At 68.3% G+C, this 23866-nt stretch carries 22 protein-coding genes; 3 read left to right on the top strand and 19 right to left on the bottom strand.

The window, feature by feature from the left end; translation table 11 throughout:
- Positions 1-39: 39 nt before the first annotated feature.
- Positions 40-750 carry a GntR family transcriptional regulator gene (locus tag ACEQX1_RS20360; protein WP_188075761.1) on the bottom strand — a complete coding sequence of 237 codons (711 nt, stop codon included), beginning with the start codon at positions 748-750 and terminating at the stop codon, positions 40-42.
- Positions 751-878: 128 nt separating this feature from the next.
- Between ACEQX1_RS20360 and ACEQX1_RS20355 the strand changes: the two genes are divergently transcribed.
- Positions 879-1715, top strand: a complete 837-nt coding sequence (locus tag ACEQX1_RS20355; RefSeq protein ID WP_370193620.1) for a hypothetical protein — start codon at positions 879-881, stop codon at positions 1713-1715.
- Here the strand turns inward: ACEQX1_RS20355 and ACEQX1_RS20350 are convergent.
- The 15 genes from ACEQX1_RS20350 to ACEQX1_RS20280 form a co-directional block, all read right to left on the bottom strand.
- A complete protein-coding gene (locus tag ACEQX1_RS20350; protein ID WP_370193621.1) occupies positions 1661-3070 on the bottom strand; it encodes an amidase in 1410 nt (469 codons plus the stop codon). The genes ACEQX1_RS20355 and ACEQX1_RS20350 overlap by 55 nt on opposite strands.
- Before the next feature lie 5 nt (positions 3071-3075).
- Positions 3076-4383 carry a TRAP transporter large permease gene (locus ACEQX1_RS20345; protein ID WP_024350132.1) on the bottom strand — a complete coding sequence of 436 codons (1308 nt, stop codon included), beginning with the start codon at positions 4381-4383 and terminating at the stop codon, positions 3076-3078.
- 42 nt (positions 4384-4425) lie between these two features.
- Positions 4426-4980 carry a TRAP transporter small permease subunit gene (locus ACEQX1_RS20340; RefSeq protein ID WP_024350133.1) on the bottom strand — a complete coding sequence of 185 codons (555 nt, stop codon included), beginning with the start codon at positions 4978-4980 and terminating at the stop codon, positions 4426-4428.
- A 90-nt stretch (positions 4981-5070) separates the two neighbouring features.
- Positions 5071-6108, bottom strand: a complete 1038-nt coding sequence (locus ACEQX1_RS20335; RefSeq protein ID WP_188075756.1) for a TRAP transporter substrate-binding protein — start codon at positions 6106-6108, stop codon at positions 5071-5073.
- The gene (locus tag ACEQX1_RS20330) at positions 6105-6920 is read right to left on the bottom strand and encodes an Asp/Glu/hydantoin racemase (RefSeq protein ID WP_370197555.1); all 816 of its coding nucleotides are present in this window, start codon (positions 6918-6920) and stop codon (positions 6105-6107) included. Before ACEQX1_RS20330 ends, ACEQX1_RS20335 begins: the two co-directional genes overlap by 4 nt.
- Before the next feature lie 446 nt (positions 6921-7366).
- A complete protein-coding gene (locus tag ACEQX1_RS20325) occupies positions 7367-8065 on the bottom strand; it encodes a DUF2848 domain-containing protein (protein ID WP_370197553.1) in 699 nt (232 codons plus the stop codon).
- A 206-nt stretch (positions 8066-8271) separates the two neighbouring features.
- Positions 8272-9933 carry a S8 family serine peptidase gene (locus ACEQX1_RS20320; protein ID WP_370197551.1) on the bottom strand — a complete coding sequence of 554 codons (1662 nt, stop codon included), beginning with the start codon at positions 9931-9933 and terminating at the stop codon, positions 8272-8274.
- A gap of 164 nt (positions 9934-10097) precedes the next feature.
- Entirely contained in the window at positions 10098-12107 is a 2010-nt protein-coding gene (locus ACEQX1_RS20315; RefSeq protein WP_370194011.1) for a hypothetical protein, read from the bottom strand.
- A 6-nt stretch (positions 12108-12113) separates the two neighbouring features.
- Complete coding sequence (locus ACEQX1_RS20310) at positions 12114-14042, bottom strand: DNA/RNA non-specific endonuclease (protein WP_370197549.1); 1929 nt, start codon at positions 14040-14042, stop codon at positions 12114-12116.
- Positions 14043-14159: 117 nt separating this feature from the next.
- Positions 14160-14957: an aspartate dehydrogenase gene (locus ACEQX1_RS20305; RefSeq protein WP_370194009.1), complete on the bottom strand. Its 798-nt coding sequence runs from the start codon at positions 14955-14957 to the stop codon at positions 14160-14162.
- A gap of 2 nt (positions 14958-14959) precedes the next feature.
- Positions 14960-15910, bottom strand: a complete 951-nt coding sequence (locus tag ACEQX1_RS20300) for a 3-hydroxyacyl-CoA dehydrogenase (RefSeq protein ID WP_370197547.1) — start codon at positions 15908-15910, stop codon at positions 14960-14962.
- Between the two features lie 82 nt (positions 15911-15992).
- Positions 15993-16379, bottom strand: coding sequence for a cupin domain-containing protein (locus ACEQX1_RS20295; protein ID WP_370194077.1), 387 nt, complete (start codon positions 16377-16379; stop codon positions 15993-15995).
- Between the two features lie 154 nt (positions 16380-16533).
- Positions 16534-17334, bottom strand: coding sequence for an alpha/beta fold hydrolase (locus ACEQX1_RS20290; RefSeq protein WP_370194076.1), 801 nt, complete (start codon positions 17332-17334; stop codon positions 16534-16536).
- Complete coding sequence (locus tag ACEQX1_RS20285; RefSeq protein ID WP_370194075.1) at positions 17331-17456, bottom strand: hypothetical protein; 126 nt, start codon at positions 17454-17456, stop codon at positions 17331-17333. Before ACEQX1_RS20285 ends, ACEQX1_RS20290 begins: the two co-directional genes overlap by 4 nt.
- 150 nt (positions 17457-17606) lie before the next feature.
- Positions 17607-18965, bottom strand: coding sequence for a PLP-dependent aminotransferase family protein (locus ACEQX1_RS20280; protein ID WP_370194078.1), 1359 nt, complete (start codon positions 18963-18965; stop codon positions 17607-17609).
- A 165-nt stretch (positions 18966-19130) separates the two neighbouring features.
- Between ACEQX1_RS20280 and ACEQX1_RS20275 the strand changes: the two genes are divergently transcribed.
- Positions 19131-19991: a DMT family transporter gene (locus tag ACEQX1_RS20275; protein WP_370197545.1), complete on the top strand. Its 861-nt coding sequence runs from the start codon at positions 19131-19133 to the stop codon at positions 19989-19991.
- Here ACEQX1_RS20275 and ACEQX1_RS20270 read toward each other — a convergent pair whose 3' ends face one another.
- Genes ACEQX1_RS20270 through ACEQX1_RS20260 form a run of 3 tightly spaced genes read right to left on the bottom strand, consistent with a single transcriptional unit; the run spans position 19992 to position 22942 of the window.
- Entirely contained in the window at positions 19992-20777 is a 786-nt protein-coding gene (locus tag ACEQX1_RS20270; RefSeq protein WP_370194073.1) for a TIM barrel protein, read from the bottom strand. It lies immediately after the preceding gene.
- 28 nt (positions 20778-20805) lie between these two features.
- Positions 20806-21807, bottom strand: coding sequence for an inositol 2-dehydrogenase (gene iolG, locus ACEQX1_RS20265; protein WP_370194072.1), 1002 nt, complete (start codon positions 21805-21807; stop codon positions 20806-20808).
- Positions 21808-21817: 10 nt separating this feature from the next.
- Positions 21818-22942, bottom strand: a complete 1125-nt coding sequence (locus ACEQX1_RS20260; RefSeq protein WP_370194071.1) for a Gfo/Idh/MocA family protein — start codon at positions 22940-22942, stop codon at positions 21818-21820.
- 80 nt (positions 22943-23022) lie between these two features.
- Between ACEQX1_RS20260 and ACEQX1_RS20255 the strand changes: the two genes are divergently transcribed.
- Positions 23023-23859: a MurR/RpiR family transcriptional regulator gene (locus ACEQX1_RS20255; protein ID WP_370194070.1), complete on the top strand. Its 837-nt coding sequence runs from the start codon at positions 23023-23025 to the stop codon at positions 23857-23859.
- Positions 23860-23866 lie beyond the last annotated feature (7 nt).

Below are 23866 nucleotides of genomic sequence, written 5' to 3'. Positions count from 1 at the left end.
GCGCGCGGTGGCGACCCGTCGTGTGGGCAGGGCGCCGCGCTACTGGCGCAGGACGTCGCCGAGGGTCTTGCCGGTGTTGAGGAGGTGGACGCGCCAGATCGCGGCGGCCCCGGCGCTGTCGCGGATGCGGAGTGCCGCCATCAGGGCCTCGTGTTCCTCGAAGGCCTGCAGCCAGCGGTCGGCGTCGAGAATGGCCATATAGCGGCCGCGCTGGGCTCGCAGCATGAGCCGTTCGTGGACGAATTGCAGTTCCTCGTTACCGCTCGCCGTCACCAGCATCTGGTGGATGGTCGAGTTCAGGTCGAAGTAGACGTCCTTGTCGTCGGCATGGAAGGCCGCGGTCATGGCCGCATGCACGGCCTCGATCTCGGCGATTTCCGCCTCGCTCATCCGCCGCGTCGCGAGCTCGGCGGCGAGGCTTTCGACGGCCGCGATGACCTCGAACAGCTTGATCGCCTCCTCGGCCGTATAGGAGGAGACCCTGGCCCCCCGGTTCACCTCGATCACCACCAGCCGTTCCTCGGCCAGCACCTTCAAGGCTTCCCGCAAGGGGGTCGGCGACACGCCGAGGCTGTCCGACAGGCTCGCCACCGGGACCTTCTCGCCCGGCATCAGCTCGCCATGGATGATCATCTGGCGAAGGGTCTCGGCGACTTCCTGGTGCAGCGAATGGCGGCGGATGCGCGCCTTGCGGGGCTTGTCGCCGAAGGCGCGGGCAGGACTGGCGGCGGCGCTGGGGTTCGGGCTCAACGGGGGACTTTCTCGACCGGCATGATCGGTTCTATGTAGGCGCATCGCTCTTTCGGAGAACTGTGCATGCTGTCAGCCAGCCCATCATTCCGCCCGTTGCGGCCCGTCCGGCCGGGAGTCGCACGTTGATGGCCGATGACACGACGCCCGTCGAGGCGCTGGCGACGGCCCTGATCACGGCCCGGCGTTCGCACGCCCCGATGCCGCGCGATGAGGCCGACCGTCTGGCCGGCATGATCGGCCCCGAGGGCGCCTATGGCGTCCAGCGGCTGGTCTGCGAGGCCTTCGGTCCGGCCGCCGCCTGGAAGACCGGGCGCAAGCGCGTCGCCGATCCGGTGATCGCGGCGCCGGTGCTCAAGGGTGGCCTGCGCGCCTCTGGTGCCAGCTTCTCGACCGGTGAACTCGGTGCCTGCGGCGTCGAGCTGGAGATCGGCTTTCGTCTCGATCGCCCCCTGCCGCCCTTCGACGCGGCCGATTTCGAGACCCTGGCCCGGGACTGCGTGACGCCGCTGGCGGTGATCGAGATCGTCGACGGCCGCATCGACAGGTTCATGGACGCCGCGCCGCTGGCCAAGCTGGCCGACAACCAGAGCAATGGCGGCCTCGTCTTCGGGACTGAGTCCGACGACGCGGCGCTCGATCTCACCGAGCCGGAGGTGCGCCTGACCTTCGACGGCCGCGACGTGGTGACCGGCCGGCAGAAGGTGCCGGGCGGCGACGCCTTCTCCGTCTTCCTGGCCTTTGCCCGGATGGTCGGCGATCATTGCGGCGGCCTGCAGCTGGGGCAGATCGTGACCACCGGAACCCTGTCCGGCCTGCCCTTCGTTGCGCCCGGCACGGCGATCGAAGGCTGGATTTCCGGCCTCGGCCCGGTGCGCACGGCCTTCGTCGACGCCGCTTCCGGCGACGGTCAGGATGCGGCGATGTCCGGCCAGCGATCGTCCCATGGACAGCGTTCCTCATAGGCGGCGGCGAGCGCCAGAAGCGTCGGTTCCGCGCCGCGATCGCCGATCAGCTGGACGCCGATCGGCAGGGTGCCGGGCGGGACCGGGCAGGGCAGGGCGATGGCCGGAAGCCCGGCGGCATTGACCCAGCCCGTATAGACGGCATGTCCACGCGGCCCGACCGTGTGGCCGTCGATCCTGTCCGGGAAGGGCGTGTCGGCCGCCCAGGGCATGGCGGCGCAGGACGGCATCAGGATCAGGTCGAAATCCGCAAAGCCTTCCGAGACCTGCCGCCGCAGGGCCGCCACCGTTTCGAGAATGGCCAGGAGGTCGCTTGCCGACCGTTCCGCGCCGCGGCGGGCCATGGCGACATATTTGGGGTTCACCTTGTCCGCGAAGTCGGGCTCGACGGCCAGAAGGCGCCTCAGGCCGATCTCGGCGATCGACGACCAGATCGCGGCGAGACCGGAGTTGTCGAAGGGCAGCTCGCTGCGCGTGACCCGATGACCCAGCGCGGCGAATGCGTCCGCCGCAGCGTGCAGGGCGGTCACGATCTCCAGGTCGCAGGGATTGGCGTCGATCCGTTCGACCGAAAGGATGCGGAGCGGGCGATCGGCGGCCGGCGCGTCTGGCGGACAGCGCGAGGCCGGGTCGGCGCGGTCGGGGCCGGAAAGGACGTTGTCGAGCAGCGCCGCGTCCCGCGCCGAGCGGGTGAAGGTGCCGACCACCTCGAAATCCAAGAGCACCTGCGGCAGCCCGTCGGCGCGGGGTACGTGGCCGATGCCGGGTTTGACGCCGAGGAGACCCGTATAGGCGGCCGGGCGCCGGGTCGATCCGCCGCCATCGGTGCCAATCGCCACCGGCACGAGCCCGGCGGCGACGGCCGCCACCGATCCGCCGCTGGAGCCGCCCGGCGTCAGCGCCGGCGCCCACGGATTGCGGGTGACGCCGAAGAGGTCGTTGGAGGTGTAGCCCTCGACGGCGAATTCCGGCGTGTTCGTCTTGCCGATGACGATCGCACCGGCTTCCCGGAGACGCCGGATCGGCAGCTCGTCCCGCGGCGCGATGGTGCCGGCATAGAGCCGGCTGCCGAAGGTGGCGGGCATGCCCTTCACCACGAGATTGTCCTTCACGGCGACCGGCACGCCGTCGAGGGGGCCGATGGGCGCACCGCTTCGCCAGCGCGCGGCCGAGGCGGCGGCCTCCTCCCGCGCCGTCGGCGACAGGCAGACGAAGGCGTTCAGCGACGGATCGATGCGGGCGATCCGGGCAAGGCACAGATCGACGATCGTCACCGGGTCGCTCGCGCCCTGCCGGTACTGTTCGACCAGCGCCGAGGCGTCGAGGCGCCAAGCCGTGGGTGCCGAGATGGTCATTGCGCTCAACCCGCCATGTTGCGCGGCAGCCAGAGGACGATGTCCGGCGCGAAGATGAGAAGGATGGTGAAGGCGATCATGATCAGCGCGTAGGGGAATGCGCCATAGACCACGTCCGTGAAGGGACCACCGTCCTTTCGCACGCCCTGCACGACATAGAGGTTCATGCCCACCGGCGGGGTGATCATGCCGAGCTCGCACATCAGAACGACGAAGATGCCGAACCAGATCGGATCGACGCCGACGGCGGTGACCACCGGCAGGGCGATCGGGATGGTGAGGACCTGCATCGACAGGACGTCCATGAACATGCCGAGGAAGAGGTAGAAGACGATCAGGATGAGCAGGAGCCCGGTCGCCGACAGCCCGAAGGAGGCGACCCACTGGGTCATGGCCTGGGCCGCGCCGCCAAGGGCCAGCGTGACGTTGAGCATGAAGGCTGCGGTGATGATCAGGAGGATCATGCCGGTGGTCTTGGCCGACTGGCGGAAGCAGATGTCGATCACCTGCCAGTTCAGCTGGCCCTCGCGCCAGATGAAGCCGATGGCCACGACGACGGCCAGCGCCGCCGATTCCGTCGGCGTGGCGATGCCGGCATAGATCGAGCCCATGACGACCAGGAAGATGATCAGCGGCGGGATCAGATGGCGGGCGAGGGCGAGGCGTTCGCGCAGGGGCAGCAGCGGCTCGCGCTCGACGGTGGAGCCGTGTTCCTCGATCAGGCTCTGGACGGCGATGAAGATCATGAAGCTGAGGGTCAGCAGGACGCCGGGCACGATGCCGGCGATGAACAGCTGGCCGATCGAGGTTTCGGCGAGCGAGCCGTAGACCAGGAGGTTGACGCTGGGCGGGATGAGGATGCCCAGCGTGCCGCCGGCGGCCAGCGAGCCCAGCGACCGGCTGGGCTTGTAGCCGCGCTTGTCGAGATTGGGCAGCGACACCGTGCCGATGGTCGCGGCGGTGGCGACGGACGAGCCGGAGGTCGCGGCGAACAGCGCGCAGGAGCCGATATTGGTGTGCAGCAGCCCGCCCGGCAGCCGGACGAACCAGACGGCGAGGGCGGTGTACATCCGGTCGGCGAGGCCGCCGCGCAGAAGCAGTTCGCCGAGCAGGATGAACAGCGGGATCGCGGTCAGGACGTTCTCGTTCTGCACGCCCCAGGCGACCGGCCCCATGGACTGGACCAGCGGCCAGCCGAACAGCAGCGTGCCGCCGACGACGCCTGTGACGACCATGATGACGGCCACGGGCACGCTGGCCAGGAGCAGGGCCAGCATGGCGACGAACCCGATGAGGACGGCGGAGACGGTCATGGGCGGGAATCCGGAACGGTCAGGGAAGGACGGGGCAGGCGGTCAGCGCGCATGGACATTGTCCAGCTCCTCCTTGATCTCGTCCTCCACCCCCTTCGGATCGAAGGCCTCCGACAAGGCGTCGAGGCGGCCCCGCAGGAGGAGGTAGGTGGCGTAGAGGGCGAGGCCGACGGCGACGAAGGCGAAGAGCACGTAGCCGGCGAACCAGCCGGCCTGCGGATAGATCATCGGCGTCGCCCAGGGCGTCGGCGCGACGCTGCCATAGGCGATGGTGTCGGCGATGACGAAGCGGCCGACATAGACGAGGAAGAGGCCGAACAGGGCGAGCGAGACGATCGACAGCCAGTCGAGGATGGACCGGATCGTTGCCGGCAGCCGGCGATGCAGGAAATCGATGCGCACATGCGCCCGGTCGACCAGGGCGACCGTGAAGGCCAGCGACGATCCGATGGCGAGGACGTAGCCCCCCAGTTCGTCGGCGCCTTCGAAGGAGAAGTTGAACAGCTTGCGGGCGACGGTCTCGGCCGCCACGAAGAAGGACAGCGCGACAAGCGACAGGCCGAAGACCCAGCTGGCGAATCTGGCGAAGTGATGCATGGAGCCGTCCCCGTTCGTGAGTGCAGCGGGTGAAATCGCTGCAGGGTGCCGGGCGGCCGACGGGCCGCCCGGTCTGTTGGCGAGGGGAGACTAGAAGCCGAGCGCCTTGCCCACGGTCTTCTGCCAGTCTTCCGAGCAGGTCGGGTTGACCTTGTCGCAGATCTCCTTCCAGCCCGGGAACGAGATGTCGCGCAGTGCGCTCTGCATCGTCGCCTTGTCTTCCTCGGAGACCGGGATCAGCTTGAGATCGTAGGACTTCACCGTCTCGCAGGGCTCCTCACCGACATTGCAGTTCACGGCGTCCTCGAAGATCTCTTCCGAATAGGCCCAGATTTCCGAGACGAGACCGTCGAAGGCCGCCTGCAGCTTCTCCTGGTCTTCCGGGGAGAACTTGTTCCAGGTGTCGAGGTTGATGCCGTAGCCCTGCACCGCGATCTGGAAGGCGATCGGCAGCATGTTGCTGGTTTCCTCGGGCCAGCCGGCGGTGTTGGCCGAGCTCGGGCCGGTGATCGCACAGTCGATCACGCCGCGGGCGAGCGACTGCTGCACTTCCGAGAAGCCGAGCGGCACCGGCGTTCCGCCGACCGAGGACACGAAATTGGCCAGGCTCTGGTCGTAGACGCGGACCTTGTTGCCGCTGAGATCGGACAGCTTGGCGATGTCGGGCTGGCAGAACAGCACCTGCGGCCCGAACGGCCAGACGCCGAGGAGCTTGGTGTTGAACTTCTCCTGCAGCTGCTTGTCGACGACTGGGCTGAAGGCGTCGACGGCCTTCTTGGCGGTGGCGTAGTCCGGGTTCTGGCCGACGAGGTCGAGGCCGAGAATGGTCGGCTCGTCGCGCGAGACCTGGGACATGCGCAGGGAGATGATGTCGAAGAGGCCGCTCTTGAGAAGCCGCAGCTGCTCGGTGTCCTTGACGCCGGTGACGTCGACCGGCGTGTAGGTGGCGCTGACGTCGAGGCCGGTCTTCTCCGCCATGTTCTCGAAGAAGGGGGCTTCGTAGTTCTTCTGGATGAGGCCGGTGGACGAGGGCTGGCCCATCACCTTCAGGCTGATGGTCTGCGACAGGGCGGGCGCCGCAAGGGCTGCCGTGCAGGCGGCGGCAAGAAGCAGGGTTTTGATCTTCATGTTGCACTCTCCGTTGATGCCGGCTGTCCGGCAGGGGATGTGTCAGGGCCCGAAGCGGACGGGACGCCTGTCGCGAAAGCCTGCGTTGGCCGCAGGTCTGTCATCTGGGAAAACTCCGGGAACAGCCGGCCCCAGCCGGTGATCCGTGCGGTGTCGAGGCCGACGAGGCGGGCCGTGGCAAAGGCGGTGATGGCAACCGAGTCGATGATCGGGATGCCGCATTCGCGCTCGAGCGCGGCGACGACCGGCGCGCCGCGAAAATTCGTGCAGACGATGGCGATCATCTGCGGCTTTGCCGCCGCCACGCCGCGCACGCAGTCGGCGATGGCCTCGGGCGTATATTCGCAGAACGAGAAATTGCCGCGGTCTCCCAGGTGCCGTTCGGCGACGACCGTGATGCCCTGACGGGCGTAATTGGCGACGATCCGCTCCTGAACCTCGCCGAGATACGGCGTCACCAGAGCGATGCGCGTGACGCCCGCCGCCCGGAACATCCGGTCATAGGCCAGCATGGTGGTCGTGGCGGCGATGCCGGTCGCCGCTTCGATCTCGCGGCACAGCTCGACGTCGCGCTCCAGTCCGAGCCAGGCCGACGAAGTGCCGTTCCAGGCGATGACGTCGACGCGGGCGTCGGCCAGAAGGCGCGCCGCATCGAGGACCGGGGCGAGGTCGAACTGGGCCTGCGAGCCCTGCGACATGGAAATCTCGGTGACCCTGAAGCGGCCGAAATGCACGCTCGCCTCGGCGCCGAAGGGGCGCAGGATCTCGGCCGTATAGGGTTCGAGAACGGTGTTGGAGGACGGCGTCAGCATCCCGATGCGAAGCGGTGCGCCTGCCTTCCGACTGTCTGGCCTTGCGGCCCCTGCATGCGTCAACTGGGTTCACCCTCGCCGCAACGTCTTTCAATGAGCAGCATTCAATTGTTAATTGAATTCAGTGTAAACCCCTGTCAGCGCTGAAATATACGCCAGTCACTGGCGCAAATTCTTGCAGACTGCCCAATTGAGGGGCGGCCGCGGAGGCCATTGCGCCGCCGTCTGGAGGCATGCCTTCGCCGCGGAGCCTGACGTAGCGTGAGGCTGTGGATGCCGCGGGAGGCCTGCAGGGCGAGGCAGAATCATCGCCGCCATACGGGCGTGCGGGCAACGCACGAGGCACCCGTGTGCCCATGGTCGGAGGCGTGGCCGCGCTGTGGAGGCGGCGGAACGCGGCGGCTAACGGAGGGCTGGCGCCCCATACGGAGCCGCCAGCCTCGCGCCTATTTTACCGCGGGCAGGCTGGCGGTCTCGTATTCATGGACGAGCGTGCGATCGAGGACCGGGTCGTGCATCTCCATCCGGAAGAACCGGGCCGGACGCACCCCGCCCGACAGGACGCCCAGCGTGCCGCACATCATCGCCGTGCCGGGTTCCAGCCGCCCGTCGCCGGCCGCGAAGGGGCACGCCGCGATCAGCTGGTCCAGCGGCCGGATCTTCGCCACGCCTCCATCCTGATAGGCCGTCCACTCCGCCGCCGGATCGTCGCGCACCAAGGACCGCAGGAGGATGTCGTCGAGATGGTCGCGAACCTCGCCATAGTCCCAGAGCGTCGTCGCCACCGGCTTGGCGCAGACCTGCTTGGACAGGGCCACCGAATGGCTTTCCAGTTCGCGGTCGGTGTGATCGGAGCCGAGACCCAGATACAGGCTTTCGCCGTCGTCGATCAGCAGCGGCTCGACCTCGCCCGACGAGGTGGCATCGACCACCTGGATCACCGTCTCGCTGGTGAGAAGCTGCGCGCTGATCCGGTAGAACAGCGGGACTTCGGACGGGGGCGGGACGCCGATGGCGGCGAGTTCGGCGATGTGGTGATCGACCGCAGCGCGGTCGCGGCCGGTCCAGCCGGCAATGACGGCCTGGCGGATGGTGATCGACAGCGGGCCGTGGCCGACGCGTTCGAAGCTGAGGGTTGAGGACAAGGAAACACCTGCAAAGCGGGTTGAGGAGGGGACGAGATGCAACGGTGAGGCCGTTGCAGGGGGAGTGCAACAGATCCCGCCGGTCGGGCCGGGCCGCGGGACGGCCCGGCGCTCCGCTTTCCCCTGCAAAGCCCGTGCCAGACAACGACCCAAAATGAACAGGTCGCGGTGATCGCCCATGCGCCGCCGGGGATTTGCGTCCGCTGCTATCGGAGCAATGCGCGCAGGGACGGCTTTTCCGCCAGCCGGGCCAGAAGAGCCGGGGTTTCCCGCGACGGCGGCGGCACCGCCTCCAGCGCGAGCGATTCCCGGTGCGGCGCGGTCGCGGTAAAGCGCCGGCGCGCATTGGCATGATGGAAGCGCCACAGCACTTCCGCTGCCAGTTCCTCGGGCATGGTGGCGGCTTCCAGCCCGGCGATCGATTCGGTCTCGCCGATCGTCGGCGAGAGGAACCGCCGCAGCGGCGTCACGTGGTCGACTGCCAGCGGCACATCGGCGACCAGCTCCAGCCCCGCCGGAATGGCATGGCTGACCATGGCGCCGGCATTGACGAGGCCGGCCCCCATGCCGCGAGCCCAGCCGGCAGGACGGTAGGCGGTGGCGACGAGCGCATCGTTGAAGAGCTTCTGGACCGTGACACCGGCGGCGTCCGCCTTGGCCTTGAGCGCCGCCCGGCCACCATTGGCGGCGACCCAGAGCGCCGCGACGCCGGCCGTCAGCGAACTGGCGAGGGTCGTGCCCTGCGCCGGTTCAACGAAGTTGTTCGCGCCATTGGCCCGGCTCTTCCGCGCGCCCCAGACGGCTTCGCCGAAGGCGCTGACCGTGACGGTATCGCCGGACGAGGTCTTCTCCCACGGCATGTACTGGTAATCGACCGCCGCGACCGCCGTGGTCAGACCCTGCGGCGCGAAGCGGGCCGGGAAGATGACCGCGCCGACGCAATTGCCGGCGGCGCAGACGACCACCATGCCGCGGCGCACCGCGGCCCGCAGCGCCACCTCGACGGATTCGATCGGGAACGGGCTGCCAAGCGCCATGATGATGACGTCGCAATCGGTGGCGATCGCGTGCTCGATCGCCGCCGGAATACGAGACTGTCGGATGTCGATGACCGAGCGGATCGCCCGGATGGGCAGGATCTTGGCGTCGGGTGCGGCCCCGGTGACGCTGTTCGGGCCGTTCGTTGTCGCGTCGGGATTGATCGTGCCGCGACTGGCCACGACGCTGGCGACGAGGGTGCCGTGGCCGGGATTGGACATCAGGCCGCTGGTCGAGAAGCGGTCGCGCGCATCGGCGCCGCCTTCCACCAGATTGAGATGCGGCTTGGTGGTGGTGATCACATCCGCAAGTTCGTCGTGGTCGCTGTAGCCGGTGTCGATCGAGGCCACGGTGACGCCGTCGCCGCGCGTCTTGTTCCACGCCGCGAGCACGCCGAGGCTGTAGGGGGCCCAGCCATGTTCCGCGGGACCCGGATCGTCGGTGGAACAGAAGCTGAAGATCGATTCCGTGGCGATCTCGCGCGCCACCATCGCCTCGCCGACGAGCGAGTCTATCAGTACGGGGCGAGCCGACGCGACCTCCGGCAGCTCCGCCAGGGCGCGCGCCGTTTCGAAGGCGATCGCCTCGTTGCCGCGCACGGCGAGATCGGGAAAGCTCAGGATGAAGAACCGGTGCCCCGTCTCTTCGCCTACGACGCCGGAGAAGGCCGGCCGCAGCGTGAAGGCGACATCGCCGAAGGCCGCTTGCAGCGCGGCGTCGAGGCCGTCCACCGCACCCGATTGCGCGACGATGGAAAACTCCGCCATTTCGTCATCGGCGGGTGCGCCGCGTTCGCGCCATTTGCCGAGAAGCGTCCGGATCTGCGTCATCACCATTCTCCCCTTCTGCGTTTCCTCACCGAAAAGCGTGCCGGCCGGCGCCGGCTGATCCGTCATGCGGGTAGCGACGGCAGCCGCGCCTTCCTGCCGGACGTGCCCGACGCCTGCGGGGCGCCCGTCCGCAGGAGGCCGGATCTGCACAATGGAACGGCGGATCATCCATCGGAGGGGACGATCGTTCGGAAATAGTCGAGGCGCCGGTCGAGAAGCAGGTGGCGGAGCGGCCGCGATTCCTCTGCACCGGGCGAGACGGGAACATCCTCGATCCGCAGGTCTCTCTCGCGGGTCGCAAGCTGCGTGGCGGCGGAACGGAAGGCGAGAAACGGCTCCGATGCCCTCGTTTGTCGGGCGACGTCCGGGTGGCTGCGTTCGGCGGCAATCCGGCTGGCCCGCGACCAGAGCCGTGGCCAGGACGCGCCATAGCCGTCGAGGCAGCGATCGGCGGTCATCATGTCGTCGTTAAGGGTGAAGATCCGCGCCGTCTCCACCACCAGCTCGGGGCACCGGGAATGACGCCGAACGGGCAGGTCCTTCGGATGCGAGATGGTCGGCAGGATCGCCTTGCGAAACTGTTCGATCGTCAGCATCGGAGCGAGGAAATTGGCACTGGAGATGACCGGGGCCGTTTCGAAGATGTCGCGGTGGCCGAGGATCGCGGCGATGAAGAGCGCACCGAAGCCATGGCCGGACAGGTGATAGGAGATGTCGCCGGCCTCGTGCCGCTCGCGCTGGAACGCGAACATGTGGTGCAGAAGCTCGCCGGCTTCGCCGAGGCGCCATCCGCCATCTTCGGCATCGAAGCCGCGGATCGACTGCGCTGTGCTCTCTTGGATCTCCTCGATCAGGCGATAAGGAACGAGCGAGGCCTGGCCTTCGATCTCGTGATCCTTTTCCGGCGTCGTCGCCAGACCGGCCCGCTCGTTGAGCCTTTGGACGATCCGCGCGCAGGACGCATAGATTTCCGCCGACAGGACGTTTTCGAGCAGGATGAAGATCGGGTAGCAGCCGCGCTCCTTCAGCGACGCGGACATGTCGCGGATCAGGGTCGCCGTGGCGATCTCGCCGGCCTGCAGTTCCATGGCATGGATCAGCACATGCCGGTAGCGGCGCTTGCCGTCGCGGATGATGCGGACCGTCTCGAGCAGCGTCTGCCTGTCGGTGTGGTAGCTGCCGAAACGGTCCAGTCGTCCCTTGGCCAGCGGCACCACATGGCCGATGAGTTCGAGCCGCGAAGGTGCGGCATCGGCCGAGGTCGGCGCGCGCTCGAACCCGGTTCGCCCCATCAGCGCGAGCGCGTTGCGGGCGACGCTCGGCCGATCGTGCGAGCCACCGGCTGCCGAAAGCGGGGCGCCGAGCCGCAGGACCCACAGATCGACGATGTTCTCGGCCCAGTCCTCGTAGCTCCAGTGGGCGAGGCCATTGGCGCCCCAGCTTGAGCCCCAGGAATTCTGCAGAATGAAGCCATTCTGGTCGTAGCCGACGAGGACGAAGGCGTGCCGGCCCTTCTTCGCGATCCCCTGGCGCGCGCGGTAGGGGATCTGTCCGCCCGGCGCGGCCCAGCCGTCATGGATATCGGCGGAGGCAAGGACGAGACCGACATCGTTGAGTGCGACATGGAGGTCGGACAGTCGCGGGCGCACCCGGAAATACGACCCGAGCTGCATCTTGCGCGCACTCTCCAGGATCGCGCGCGTCATGTGCCAGTCGTAGCTTCCGTCGACGCTCTCGACCCCGCGCTCGACATTGATCGAGCACACGCCGTTGTAGAAGAACCCTTTCAGAACGCCGCGGACGGACGATCCCCGGTAATTCTCGCCGTCGAAATCGTCGTGATAGCGCGCCACGCTGTACAGCATCCGGGCGCTCGCCCAGGGGTGGTCGAGGGAGGCGTCGCCCTGTGCACCATCGGTGTCGAGGTCACGCGCCCGCAGATGGTCGACGATCGAGGCCAGCGCATGGCCCGTGCAGGAAGGGTCCATTCCCTGGTCGCGCACCCGCGTCGGTCGCCACCAGCCGTGGTCGCCGGGCTGCACGCTCGGCCGCAGCGGGATGAGCGGCGGGCTGTAGAGGAAGTCGCGACGGTCGCCCACATCCACCCGCACGTCGAGGATGCGCGCGGTGCCCGAAATATCAATCGTGCCCGATCCGGGGATGCCGGCGCTCATGGCCGTTCAACCGGCCACGATGTCCTGCAGCGACCCGAGCGGCTTCATCTCGTCGGCCACGATGGCGAGCGGTGAGGTGGCCGAGACGGCTTCGTCGAGGCGGCGCGTTCGCTCCTGCGGCGGCATGGCGAAGGTGTCGGCATCGCGCAGGACATGGAAGTCGAGGCCGGTGATCCGTTCGAGCGCGCCGACCGTCACCTGATGGGTTTCGAAGCCGGATCCGAAAACGATTTCCAGGTCGCTCTCGCTGACCAGATGATCCTGGAACAGCATGAACGCCTGCGCCTGCAGACATGTCTCGCTGCCGCGTCCGCGCCGCACCCTGCCGCGGGACACGACGAGCTTCCAGAACGCCATGGGCACCTTGATGCCGGACGGCTTGTGCACCGGATCGCAGCCGCCGAAGACGCAGCCGACGAAGACCGAGACCTTGGCGTCGCGCGCGTCGGTCTCGTCGAGAATGTGCTCCTCCAGCGCCAGCCAGATCTTCTGGTTCAGATTCTTGTGCTGGGGCGCGATGTTGGGAAAGAACATCGAGTCGCGATTGGCTTCCTCGGCTTCCGCCTTGTCGCCCCAGGTCGGATCGAGCCGCCGAATCAGATGCCCCCGGTCGAAGGGGTTCGACGCGTAGAGTTCCTCGCCGGCCTGGTCTGTCTCGGCAAGCCGCGGGTCGAGGTGGAACTTCGAGACGCGGCGGGGACGGCGGAGCGTGTCGCCATCGATATTGGCGGCGGCGAAGAAGGCCAGCCGACGCTTGCGGTTCATCACGACCGAGAAGTGTCGATAGGCGAGGACGGTTTCGCCGCTCTCGGTCTTGGCGACCTTCTGCTGCTGCAACGGGTTGAGCTGCGGCAGCGGCACGGCCAGCGGTCCGGTTCCCAGGAAATCCGGACGGTAGCCGTCGCGGCCCTCGAAGGTCCCGGCTTCGGCCTCGGCTTCGGAGACACCGCGTCGACCGGTGGGATCGGCCCTCGTCTGGAAGGCCGGCACGGCCACGCTGGTCTTGCGCAGCACGCGATGAATGGCGTCGGCCTTGGCCGCGTAATTGGCGGTCAGGGCGCTGCCGGCAAAGTGCAGGCCGATGGCAAGGCCGCTCTCGATGTCGAAGACGACCGAGCCGGAGTTTCCGCCGAGCGTCGTGCAATTGTGGGTGAAGACATCCGGCGCCTGCCCGAAATCCATGATGCGACCAGGGGCCAGACGCTTGACGTTGTAAATATCCCCAAAGATGCGCGCCATCGCGTCTCCAGGATTGCGTGGGTCGCGTGCGGGATAGCCGACGACTCCGATGAAACCCTCGTCGGCGCCGCCCGCGGACAGTTGCAGCGGGTCGCCCATTCCGGCGATCGCCGCGGCGTCGACGCGCAGCACCGCCATGTCGATCGCGCTGTCGCCCACATCTTCGATGTGCAGGATCGCGTTGACGAACAGCTCCATCTGCGCGGTGGAGAGATGCTCCTCGGCCAGATCGACCTTCGCCTCGATCCCGCGGGTGATCTCGAAGCCCCCGTTGCGGGCCTGCGCGAAGATGCTGGCGACGTGTCGATTGGTGATGAAGACGTCGGTATCAACCCGCCATGCGGTGCCGACCCATTTGTAGTCGGGATGGTTGACCAGGTCGACGCGTCCGGTGTTGGCGATAACGTGGTGGATCTTGTCGCGATAGGGAGAGAGGCGCGTCCGCCAGGTCTGGCTTTCCGGTTCAAGGTAATCGCCATTCTGGATGAGCAGGGACGGGTAGCCGTGGAGCATGACGATCGCCTCGGCCGCGATCGGTGCTTCGAGATTCGTCTTGCCCGCCTTCAGCCGCATCGCCGCCTCTTCGAAGCCGGGAGACGCCGCCGGCATCTCCTGCGATCCGGTGGGGTTGTGCAGATTGAGAACCCCCTCAAGGGCTTCCCTGTCTTCGAGCTGCGACTGGAACACGGTTTTCATGGCAAACTCGCTGAATATCCTGTCAGCGTCAGTCTACTCCCATCTTACGTAACGTCAAATAAGGCGCATCTCCTGATTGCATGGCAGCCGGCGCCCCGGCTCAGATGCCACTGGTCGTCAGGTGCCGACGGGCGCGTAGCGGCGCAGGGCCGTGGCGACGAGGCTGAGGGCGGTGATCGCGGAGGTCTTGGGATTGTCCGGCGAGGCGCGGTTCTCGAACCGCAGGAGGGCGTCGCCGGCCGCGCCGGTGATCGCGATCTCGTGGGTGTTGCGGGTGACCCCGGGGTCGGCGACGACCCGCACCCGCGTGCGCTCGAAACCGGCGGCCAGCGCGATCGTCAACCCGGCATTGAGGTTTTTGGGATAGAGCTTCGCCGCTTCCGGCGCGCTGCCCTCGAACAGCGTGACCGGCTCGGTGCGGGCGGTCTCGGCGAGGTCCAGCGCCGTGAGCTCGCCAGCCCAGGCGGCGGGCGGCTTGCGGGAGGTGTAGGTCACGGCGATGTCGCCGGTCAGGGCGGCAGCGGCGATGTAGTCGAGCCCGCCAACGGCGCCGGCCGGGATGATCAGCCGCGCCCCGCTGTGCGCGCATGTCGCGCGGATGCGCGCGGCCATCTCCGGCGACTGCAGGGCGCCGACGGAGGCGGGGACGACGTCGATGCCGCTGTCGAGGCAGTGCGGGACCATCTCGGCGAAGGCCTCCGCCGAGGCGGCTTCGATGATCGCGTCGGGCTTCCAGGTGATCAGGGCGTCGAGATCGGCCGCGAAGGCCACGTGCTCCGGAATGCCGTCCGACGGGGGCCGGCGGGTCAGGACCATGACCCGGCAATCCGCGTCGGCGGCGAGCAGCGCCGCGCAGGAACGGCCGGCGGCGCCGTAGCCGATGAGGCCGATGCGCCGCATGTCCGGGGCTGCCATTCTCAACCCCTGTCGACCGTGCCGCGGGCATCCTTCAGCCCGCGCAGCGCGATGATCGACTGGTCGCGCCAGGCGACCTTCTCCTGCAGCTTGTCCAGCGGGATCTTGTTGCGGGCATAGGTCTCGAGCGCGTCGATGGATTTGTCCGTCACCACGTCGGCGAAGCCCAGCTCATTGGCCATCTCGTTGAACAGGAAACCGAAATTTTCCAGATACTGGCGAATGCCGCCCTTGGCGTTGAGGTCGACGCCCTCGAAGGGGCCGAGAAACGCCCAGCGCAGGCCGAAGCCCTGGCTGATGATCTTGTCGATGTCCTCGGGCGAGATCAGATCCTCGTTGAGGCAGCGGAACATCTCGACGACCAGCGCCGCCTGCATGCGGTTGAGAACGAAGCTCGGGATCTCGCGCTTGATATGCACCGGCGTCTGGCCGCAGGCCTCCATGAAGCGGAAGGTCGCGTCGGTCACGTCGGCCCGGGTGAAGGGCGCCGGGCAGATTTCGGTCACCGGCAGGAGATGCGGCGGGGTCGCCGGGTGAACGACGATGCAGCGCTCGCGGCAGGCGAGATCCGAGGCGAATTTCGACACCGGGAAGCTCGACGTGGTGGTGGCGAGGATCGCGTCCGGGCCGGCCAGGCGGTCGAGCTCGGCGAAGATCGCCACCTTGGCGTCGAGCTTCTCGACGATGCATTCGTGGACGAAATCGGCATCGGCCACGGCGTCGGCGAGATTGTCGTGGATCGTGATGCGGGCGGTCACCTGAGCAACCGTCTCGCCGGGCCGCAGCAGCGCGTCGGAAATGGCGATCGCGTCGGCCAGCCGGCCGGGCAGGGCCGCCCGGCCCTCGGCGCTGTGGTCGTAGATCGCGACCTGCAGGCCGCTGCGCGCATAGACGATCGCCCAGGATGCGCCGATGATGCCGGCACCGGCGATGGCGACTTTTTCAATGCTCATGGTGACGTCCGATCATCGTCGCGATGCGGGGCGCGCATCGCAGAGGGCAGGGAATGGCGGCGCCCGGCGGCGCCGCAGGTGTTCAGAATTCGGGAACCCAGCGGCGCGTCTGCTCGCTCTCGTCCTCGTAGCGTCCCTCGAAGATCGGCGAGGCGATGGTGGCGCGCACATGCAGGATGTCGTCGCCGACATTGCGGAAGCCATGCCGGGCCCCGGCCGGAATCAGCACCGACTGGTTGGCCGTCACGACCACGGTCTCGCCGCCCACGTGGATCTCCGCGGTGCCGCCCATGACCTCGAGGATCTCCTCGACCGCATGATGATGCGTCGGCGCGCCGAGGCCCTTTTCGCACCATTGCTCGAAGACGCAGATCTGGTGGGCGCCGGTCGCGGCGGACACCCGCATCTGGGTCATGACGCCGTCGCGCCATTTCTCGAGGACGCCGTCATTGTGGTCTTTGATCAGCATGACATTCCTGCCTTCGTGTGTCGGGTCGTGCGAGCCGGATGCTCCGCACCGTCACGCGGGTTGGCGCGGCCATCGCCCTCCCGTTCTGCCATTCTGCACGCAAGAAAACGATGCCGCGTCCGAAAGCCGGGCAGGACGCTGGGCGCGTGCCGGGTCATCGAAGGCCGGCGGCCCAGTCCCCGACGGCAGTCACGAAGGCGTCGGTGCGGGACACCGGGAAGAAATGGCCGCCCTCGGGCAGAAGGGTCAGGGGGGCTGCGGGCAGTGCCGTCGCCAGATCGCGCTGCAGGAAGGCCGGCACGATCATGTCGTCGGCGGCGCCGATGATCATCGCGGGCATCGTCAGTTGCGACACCGATGCGCTGCCGTCGAAGGCGAGCAATGCCTCGATCCGCTCGGCGACGATCTGCCGGGCCGTTTCGCTTGTGGGGGCCTTCGCCACCGCCCGCTCATAGGCCGACCAGTTGGCCTCCAGCCATTCCGGCGCATAGGAGATCAGCGTCGCCGTGGCGGTGTAGGCGACGGGGTCGTTGCGCAACAGGTCGAGGCGGGTCCGGAACAGGGCCGTCATGTAGCGGCTGGGCCGCAGCCATGTGGCGCTGAGCCCGAGGCCGGTTACCCGCTCCGGTGCCCGTGCCGCCAGGCTCTGGGCGATGCAGCCGCCGGTCGAGTGGCCGACGATGGTCGCAGCCTCGATCCCGGCGGCGTCGAGCACCGCCTGAACGTCATCGGCCAGTTGTGCGATGTCCGTTGCGGCCGTGCCCCGCGTCGAGGCGCCGATGCCGCGCTGGTCGAAGGTGAGGATCTCGAATCGGTCGCGCAGTCTTGCTGCGACCGGCGCCCAGAATCCGGCCGTGCCACCGAGCCCGCTGACGAGGACGAGCGGCGCGCCGGCGCCCTCGCGGCTGGCCTTGAGGACGGCGCCATCGGCGGTGGAAACGGGAAAGTCGGTCATTGCAGCGGCGAGACGTCTGTGGCGACGAGGATCCGCGTGTACTGGCGCTCGATGAGGCAGCAGGCGGCGAAGGCGCCTAGCTTGCCCGGCCGAATATGGCAGTCGCGTTCTTCACAGATCATCGGGAAGGGTCCGTCGTTGGCGTCTGGCGGCTCGACCGTAGACGATTCTGGGCGTCCGGACAGCGCGGGACGAGAAGATGCACAGGGGGTCACCGACGAGAGGCTGGCAGCCGCGTCACTGGGAGGGCCGGGAGTTGCTCCGCCGCGTGCTCAGCGCCCGCTTGCGAGCGACGTTTTGAGCACCGCGATCACCTTGTCTTCCATCTGCGCGACGTTGATGCGCATCATGTCGGGGGCGGTTCGGGCGACGCTGAAGACATTGCCGGGGGCCAGCAGCACTCCGTCCCGCAGGGCGTGCCGCGCAAGTTCGGTGGCGTCCGCTCCGTCCGGCAGCCGGCACCACAGCGCAAAGCCGCCGCGGGGGAGAGTCCAGGGTGTGATACCGAGGACGCCGAGCGCCGCGATCGTCTGCTTCTGCCGCCGGGCAAGGCGGGCCCGCAGCGCGCTCATATGCTTGCGATAGCTGCCATCGCTGAGCGCGGCATGGACGATCCCGGCGGCGACCGGACTGGCACTGCCGAAATGCGTCGCGACCTGAAGGTCCACCAGCCCGTCGATCCAGTCGGGCCGCGCCGCGATATAGCCGCATCGCACCGAGGCCGAGAGGGTCTTGGAGAAGCTGCCGATCCGGACCACCCGGTCGAGCCCGTCCAGCGCGGCGAGACGCGGCGAGGGCTCGGGTTCGAAATCGGCGAAGATGTCGTCCTCGACGATGATCATGTCCTCAGCCGCCGCAAGAGTCAGGATCCGGTGGGCGATCTGCGGCGAGAGCGTCGCGCCGGTCGGGTTGTGGATCGCCGAATTGGTGACATAGAGCCTCGGGCGATGGGCCGCGACCACGGCCGCGAAGGCCGCCGGATCCGGCCCGCTTGGTGTCTGCGGCACGCTGACGATCCGCACGCGATGGGCGCGCATTAGCGCCTGGAAATTGAAGTAGCAGGGATCGTCGAGAAGTACGGTGTTGCCCGGCTGCAGGAAGAACCGGCACAGAAGGTCGAGCGCCTGGGTGCCCGATCCGGTGAGCAGGATCTGCTCGGCCCCGGCCGCGATGCCCTCCGCCGCGAATTGCCGGACCAGATGCTGGCGCAGCGGCAGCGAACCGCGGGTGCCGCCATAGTCCGACAGGACGGCGTCGTCGGCCCGGGCGAGCCTGCGCAAGGCGCGCCGCACCGCTTCGTTCGGCATCCAGTCCGCCGGCAGCCAGCCGCAACCGGGGCGCAACGTGTCGGGGTGGGCGTCCAGCGACTGGCGCGAAACCCACAGCGGGTCGATGTCGCGTTCGGCCCGCGGCGCGATCTCGGCCAGCGCCAGGGGCGGCGCCGCGCCGGCCGCCGCATAGAAGCCGGAGCCCGGCCGCGACCGGATCAGCCCCTCGGCGGCCAGCCGGTCATAGGCCTCGACGACGGTCGAGGGCGAGACGCCCATGGTGCGGGCGAAGGCGCGCACCGATGGCAGCTTCTCGCCGGCCACCAGGCTGCGGCTCGCCAGGCGCCGCCGGATCTCGTCCATCAGCGCCGCGGTGCGGGTCGTTCCGGGCCCAGCCGCGTGTGGGGAAACGCCCAAGTGTGCGGCCTCCGGTACCCATACAGTTCGGCGAAATTGTAGGGGATTGTCGCTACCGGCGCCAGACCGTGCGGGCCTAGAAGGAGCGATGCGACGGGGCGGAGCTTTTTCATGGATCGAACGACAGCGGGCTGGGGCAGCGGGCTCCTCGGCGTCATCATCTTCAGCGGCTCGCTGCCGGCGACGCGCGTTGCCGTCGGCGGGTTCACGCCCTTGTTCCTGACCTCGACCCGGGCGGCCATCGCCGCCATCCTCGCCACGCTGTTGCTGCTCCTGCTCCGCCAGAGGCGGCCCGCCATCGGCGATGTCGCGCCGCTGGTCATCGTCGCCGCGGGCGTGGTGGTCGGCTTTCCGCTGCTGACGGCGCTGGCGCTCCAGCATGTAACGGCGGCCCATTCGATCGTCTTCATCGGCCTGCTGCCGCTGATGACCGCGATCTTCGCGGTGCTGCGCGGCGGCGAGCGGCCGCGGCCGGCCTTCTGGCTGTTCTCGGTGGCCGGGGCTGCGGTGGTGGCGGGCTTTGCCCTCGCACAGGACGGTGCGGCCTCGCTGGCGGGAGATCTCCTGATGATCGCGGCGATCGTTCTGTGCGGGCTCGGCTATGCCGAGGGCGCCGCGCTGTCCCGCCGCCTCGGCGGCTGGCAGGTGATCTCCTGGGCCCTCGTCTTCGCCCTTCCGGTGATGGCGGCGATTGCCGCTCTCACATGGCCGGCGAGTTTCGCGGACATCGCCGCACCGGCCTGGGCGGGTCTTGCCTATGTGTCGGTCTTCTCGATGCTGGTCGGCTTCGTCTTCTGGTATCGCGGCCTGGCGCTCGGCGGGGTCGCCGGCGTCGGGCAATTGCAGTTGCTGCAGCCCTTCTTCGGCCTGGCGCTGGCCGGCCTGCTCCTGGGCGAACCGGTGGCCTGGACGATGATCGGGGCTTCGGCCCTGGTGGTCGCGTGCGTTGCCGGCGCCCGTCGCTTCGCCTGATCAGAGGGTGAAAGCGCGCTCGAAGGCGTCGAGGGCGGCGTCGGGATCGCCGCTGGCAAAGGCCTCCATCGTCACCGGTCCGCGATAGCCCATGGCGGCGAGGGCACGCGCGATACGGTCATAGGCGATCTCGCCGGTGCCGGGCTCCATGCGGCCGGGCACGTCGGCCACCTGGATTTCGCCGATATAGGGCAGGGCGCTGCGGCAGAGTTCGACCAGATTCCCCTCGCCGATCTGGGCATGATAGAGGTCGAGGTTCAGCCGCAGGCCCGGCCGGTCGATGGCCGCGACCAGCGCCAGCGTGTCCTGCGCCCGGGCAAAGGGAACGCCGGGGTGATCGACCGGCAGGTTGAGATTTTCCAGCGTGAAGACGACGTCCATCTCGTCGGCGAGGTCGGCGATCCTCGCCAGCGTGTCGCGGGCTTTCAGCCACATGGCCCCGGTCATCGTCTCGCTGGGCACCACCGGCAGGCCGCCATCGCCGAGCCCCGTGCCGTGCAAATTGAGGCGCGCGACGCCGAGCCGCTTGCCGACATGGGCGGTCTCGCGGGCGGTGGCGAGGAGTTCGGCCGCGCCCTCGTCGTCGGCAAGGCGGCCGCGCAGATAGCCGTTCATGATCGAGAAGGACGCGCCCGAACGCTCCAGCATGGCCAGATCATGGTCCGGCCAGTTCCACAGGCCGACGGCGAGGCCGCGTTCGGTCAGGCGCTGCAGCCGCCATTCCATCGGCCGGTCCCGCCAGATCATTTCGGCGCAGGCGGCCAGTTGAAACGGTCCACGGGTCATGTCGCGATCCTGTCCTGCCGCGTCGCGGTCAATGGCCGGTCATCGCCGCGGTGATGACGACGCGGCGGTTTTCGGCAAAGGAGATGTTGGCGGCTTCCGCCAGGGCGAGGGCGTTGACGCCATCATCGACGGTGGCCGCCAGCGGCGCGCCGTCGACGACGCTGTCGACGAAGCGCGACCATTCGATCGCATAGGCGCGCATGTAGCGTTCGAGGAAGAAATAGACCGGCTTGGCCGACACGACGCCGGCCGTGGTGGACTTGGCGACGGTGTTCTCGGCGACGTTCTGCGCCTCGAGCATGCCGTCCGAGCCGAGCATTTCCACCCGCTGATCGTAGCCATAGACGGCTCGGCGCGAATTGCGGATCGTCGCGATGCGGCCGTCCGCATAGCCGAGCACCACAACGGCCGTGTCGATGTCGCCGGCCGCGCCGATCGCCTTGTCGACGAGGCAGGAGCCCGTCGCCGTCACCGTCTCGGGCATGCCGAACAGCCAGGCACACATGTCGAAATCGTGGATCATCATGTCCCGGAAGAGGCCGCCGGAGACCTTGATGTAGGAAACGGGCGGCGGCGCCGGATCGTAGGAGGTCACCGCCAGCAACTCGCCCTTGCCGATCTCGCCGGCGACGAAGGCGTCGCGCAGGGCCGAGAAGTTCGGATCGAACCGCCGGTTGAAGCCCATCATCACCGGCCGGCCAGCGGCGGCGACGGCCTTCTTGACCCGGAGCGCGCGTTGCAGATCGAGGTCGATCGGTTTTTCGCAGAACACCGACTTGCCGGCCGCGATGCCTCTCTCGATCAGGTCCGCATGGGTATTGGTGGAGGAGGCGACGAGGATGGCGTCGATGCTGGCGTCGGCGAGGATGTCGTCGGCCTGCCGCGCGGCGATGCCGTACTCGGCCGCCAGTGCGTCGGCGGCATCGCTCATCACGTCGGTGACGGCGACGAGTTCGCAGCGTCGATCCATGCGGATCGAGGCGGCATGTACCTTGCCGATGCGGCCGGCGCCGAAGAGTGCGACTTTCATGGCAATGTCCTCAGGAGGTCTGGAGCGTGACGCGCTGGCCGGTCCGGCTGGCGTCGTCGATGGCGTGGATGACGGCCTCGTAGGCGAGGGCGTCGGTGAAGTTCGGCTGGGCCGGCGGGCCGCCGGCTATGGCGCGCAGCATGCTGGCCGCCTCGATCGTCTTGAGGTCGCCGAAGCCGAGCTGGTGTCCGGGCGCCGGGCAGAAGGCGCCGTAGGGCGCGTGCGCGGGACCGGTGAGGATGGTGCGGAAGCCCTGGCGAGCGGCCGGGCCCTCGTTCACGTAGAGCTGCAATTCGTTCAGCCGCTCCTGGCTGAAGAGGAGCGTGCCGCGCGTGCCGTGCACCTCCCAGTCGAGGCGGTTCTTGCGGCCCCAGGCGACGCGCGATGTGCAGAGCGTCCCTTGCGCCCCGCTGGCGAAGCGCAGGATGGCCGAGGCCGTGTCCTCGTTCTCGACGGCGGCGTCGCCGGAGCCGTCGAGCATGGGCCGCGTCGCATGGACGATCTGGGTGTCGGCGATCAGGCTCGCGATCGGCCCCATCAGCGCGACAGCCATGGAGACGAGATGGCAGCCGAGATCGCCCAGCGCGCCGAGGCCGGCATCGGCCCGCCGGGCGCGCCATGTCCAGGCGAGATCGCCATCGGCCTGGTAATCCTCGTCCACCCAGCCGCGGAAATGGACCGGCTTGCCGATGACGCCTTCGGCGATCAGCCGGCAGGCATGGGTGAAGGCGGGGTTGTGGACATAATTGTAGCCGACGAGCGTGGTGACCCCGGCTGCGTCGGCGGCCTTTGCCATGGCCTGTGCGTCGGCCAGCGTCAGCGCCAGCGGCTTTTCGCAATGGACGGCCTTGCCCGCCGCGATCGCCGCGAGGGCCATGTCGCGGTGCAGGGCATTGGGCGTGGTGATCGAGACGAGATCGACCGCCGGGTCGGCAATGACGGCCCGCCAGTCCGACGTCGCCGCCGCGAAGCCGAACTGATCGGCGAACGCCCTTGCGCGTGCGGGCTCGGCGTCGCACAGGCATGCCATGCGGACCGCCGGCACGTCGCCGAACACCGCGCGTGCCGCCCCATAGGCCAGCGCATGGGCCTTCCCCATGAAGCCGGTCCCGATGAGACCAAGACCCACCACCATCGACTCCTCCCGCCGATTGGAATATAAATTCCATAAAGGGATGCGCTCGCAGCGGGCGGGAGTCAAGTCAGGAGAGCGAGATGAACAGTTCTGCCGAGGGGGTGCCCCGGGCGCCGGCCACTGTCGCCGAATTGCTCGCCAGCCTCGACAGGATCGACGGCACGCTGCCCAAGCGGCTGAAGCAATGCGCCATCTGCCTGCGCGCCAATCTCGATCGCGTCGCCGTCTCCACGGTCGCCGATATGGCGCAACTGGCCGAGGTCCCGCCTTCGGCCTTCATGCGCTTCTGCCAGACCCTCGGCCTCTCCGGCTATTCCGAGATGCAGGCGCTGTTTCGGGCCGAATACGCGCAGATGCGACCGGACTACACCGAACGCCTGACGCGGCTGCGGGCGGAGGGCGCATCGGGCGCCGGGCGCCTGGCCGCGGATTTTGCCGAGGCCGGCATCAAATCCCTGATGGACATGTCGAAAGAGCTGGATGCCCAGCAATTGCAGGCGGTAGCGGAGCGGCTGGCCGGGGCCCGCACGATCCATCTGGTGGGCCTGCGGCGCGCCTTCGCGGTGGTGGTCTATCTCGCCTATCTCCTCGACAAGATGGGCGTGGCCTCGATGCTGCACCACACCACCGGGCAGATCGAGAGCGACCATGCGATCGGGCCGGACGATGCGCTGTTCGCGGTGACCTTCGCGCCGTTTTCGCAGGAGACCCTGACGCTCGCCAAGCGGGTCTCGGAGCGCGGCATCCCGGTTCTGGCGATGAGCGACACCACGACCTGCCCGCTCGCCGATGTTGCGGAAAACCTCCTGATTGCACGGGAGGTGGAGGTCGGCGGCTTCCGTGCGCCCAATGCCGGGTTGGCGCTCGTCACGGCGCTGGCCGTGGCCATTGGCGGATTACGTAAGGAAAAGGCTTGACTCCGAC

It is taken from the genome of Aurantimonas sp. (assembly GCF_964217435.1).
Classification (GTDB): domain Bacteria; phylum Pseudomonadota; class Alphaproteobacteria; order Rhizobiales; family Rhizobiaceae; genus Aurantimonas; species Aurantimonas coralicida.
Note: the sequence above shows the minus strand (reverse complement) of the source record. Positions and strands in the feature narration are given on the sequence as shown.

Coding starts and splice junctions, on each gene's coding strand:
- ACEQX1_RS20355 (WP_370193620.1), top strand. CDS start 879: ATGGCCGATGACACGACGCCCGTCGAGGCGCTGGCGACGGCCCTGATC.
- ACEQX1_RS20350 (WP_370193621.1), bottom strand. CDS start 3,070: ATGACCATCTCGGCACCCACGGCTTGGCGCCTCGACGCCTCGGCGCTG.
- ACEQX1_RS20345 (WP_024350132.1), bottom strand. CDS start 4,383: ATGACCGTCTCCGCCGTCCTCATCGGGTTCGTCGCCATGCTGGCCCTG.
- ACEQX1_RS20340 (WP_024350133.1), bottom strand. CDS start 4,980: ATGCATCACTTCGCCAGATTCGCCAGCTGGGTCTTCGGCCTGTCGCTT.
- ACEQX1_RS20335 (WP_188075756.1), bottom strand. CDS start 6,108: ATGAAGATCAAAACCCTGCTTCTTGCCGCCGCCTGCACGGCAGCCCTT.
- ACEQX1_RS20330 (WP_370197555.1), bottom strand. CDS start 6,920: ATGCTGACGCCGTCCTCCAACACCGTTCTCGAACCCTATACGGCCGAG.
- ACEQX1_RS20320 (WP_370197551.1), bottom strand. CDS start 9,933: ATGACGCAGATCCGGACGCTTCTCGGCAAATGGCGCGAACGCGGCGCA.
- ACEQX1_RS20315 (WP_370194011.1), bottom strand. CDS start 12,107: ATGAGCGCCGGCATCCCCGGATCGGGCACGATTGATATTTCGGGCACC.
- ACEQX1_RS20310 (WP_370197549.1), bottom strand. CDS start 14,042: ATGAAAACCGTGTTCCAGTCGCAGCTCGAAGACAGGGAAGCCCTTGAG.
- ACEQX1_RS20305 (WP_370194009.1), bottom strand. CDS start 14,957: ATGGCAGCCCCGGACATGCGGCGCATCGGCCTCATCGGCTACGGCGCC.
- ACEQX1_RS20300 (WP_370197547.1), bottom strand. CDS start 15,910: ATGAGCATTGAAAAAGTCGCCATCGCCGGTGCCGGCATCATCGGCGCA.
- ACEQX1_RS20295 (WP_370194077.1), bottom strand. CDS start 16,379: ATGCTGATCAAAGACCACAATGACGGCGTCCTCGAGAAATGGCGCGAC.
- ACEQX1_RS20290 (WP_370194076.1), bottom strand. CDS start 17,334: ATGACCGACTTTCCCGTTTCCACCGCCGATGGCGCCGTCCTCAAGGCC.
- ACEQX1_RS20285 (WP_370194075.1), bottom strand. CDS start 17,456: ATGATCTGTGAAGAACGCGACTGCCATATTCGGCCGGGCAAGCTAGGC.
- ACEQX1_RS20280 (WP_370194078.1), bottom strand. CDS start 18,965: ATGGACGAGATCCGGCGGCGCCTGGCGAGCCGCAGCCTGGTGGCCGGC.
- ACEQX1_RS20275 (WP_370197545.1), top strand. CDS start 19,131: ATGGATCGAACGACAGCGGGCTGGGGCAGCGGGCTCCTCGGCGTCATC.
- ACEQX1_RS20270 (WP_370194073.1), bottom strand. CDS start 20,777: ATGACCCGTGGACCGTTTCAACTGGCCGCCTGCGCCGAAATGATCTGG.
- iolG (WP_370194072.1), bottom strand. CDS start 21,807: ATGAAAGTCGCACTCTTCGGCGCCGGCCGCATCGGCAAGGTACATGCC.
- ACEQX1_RS20260 (WP_370194071.1), bottom strand. CDS start 22,942: ATGGTGGTGGGTCTTGGTCTCATCGGGACCGGCTTCATGGGGAAGGCC.
- ACEQX1_RS20255 (WP_370194070.1), top strand. CDS start 23,023: ATGAACAGTTCTGCCGAGGGGGTGCCCCGGGCGCCGGCCACTGTCGCC.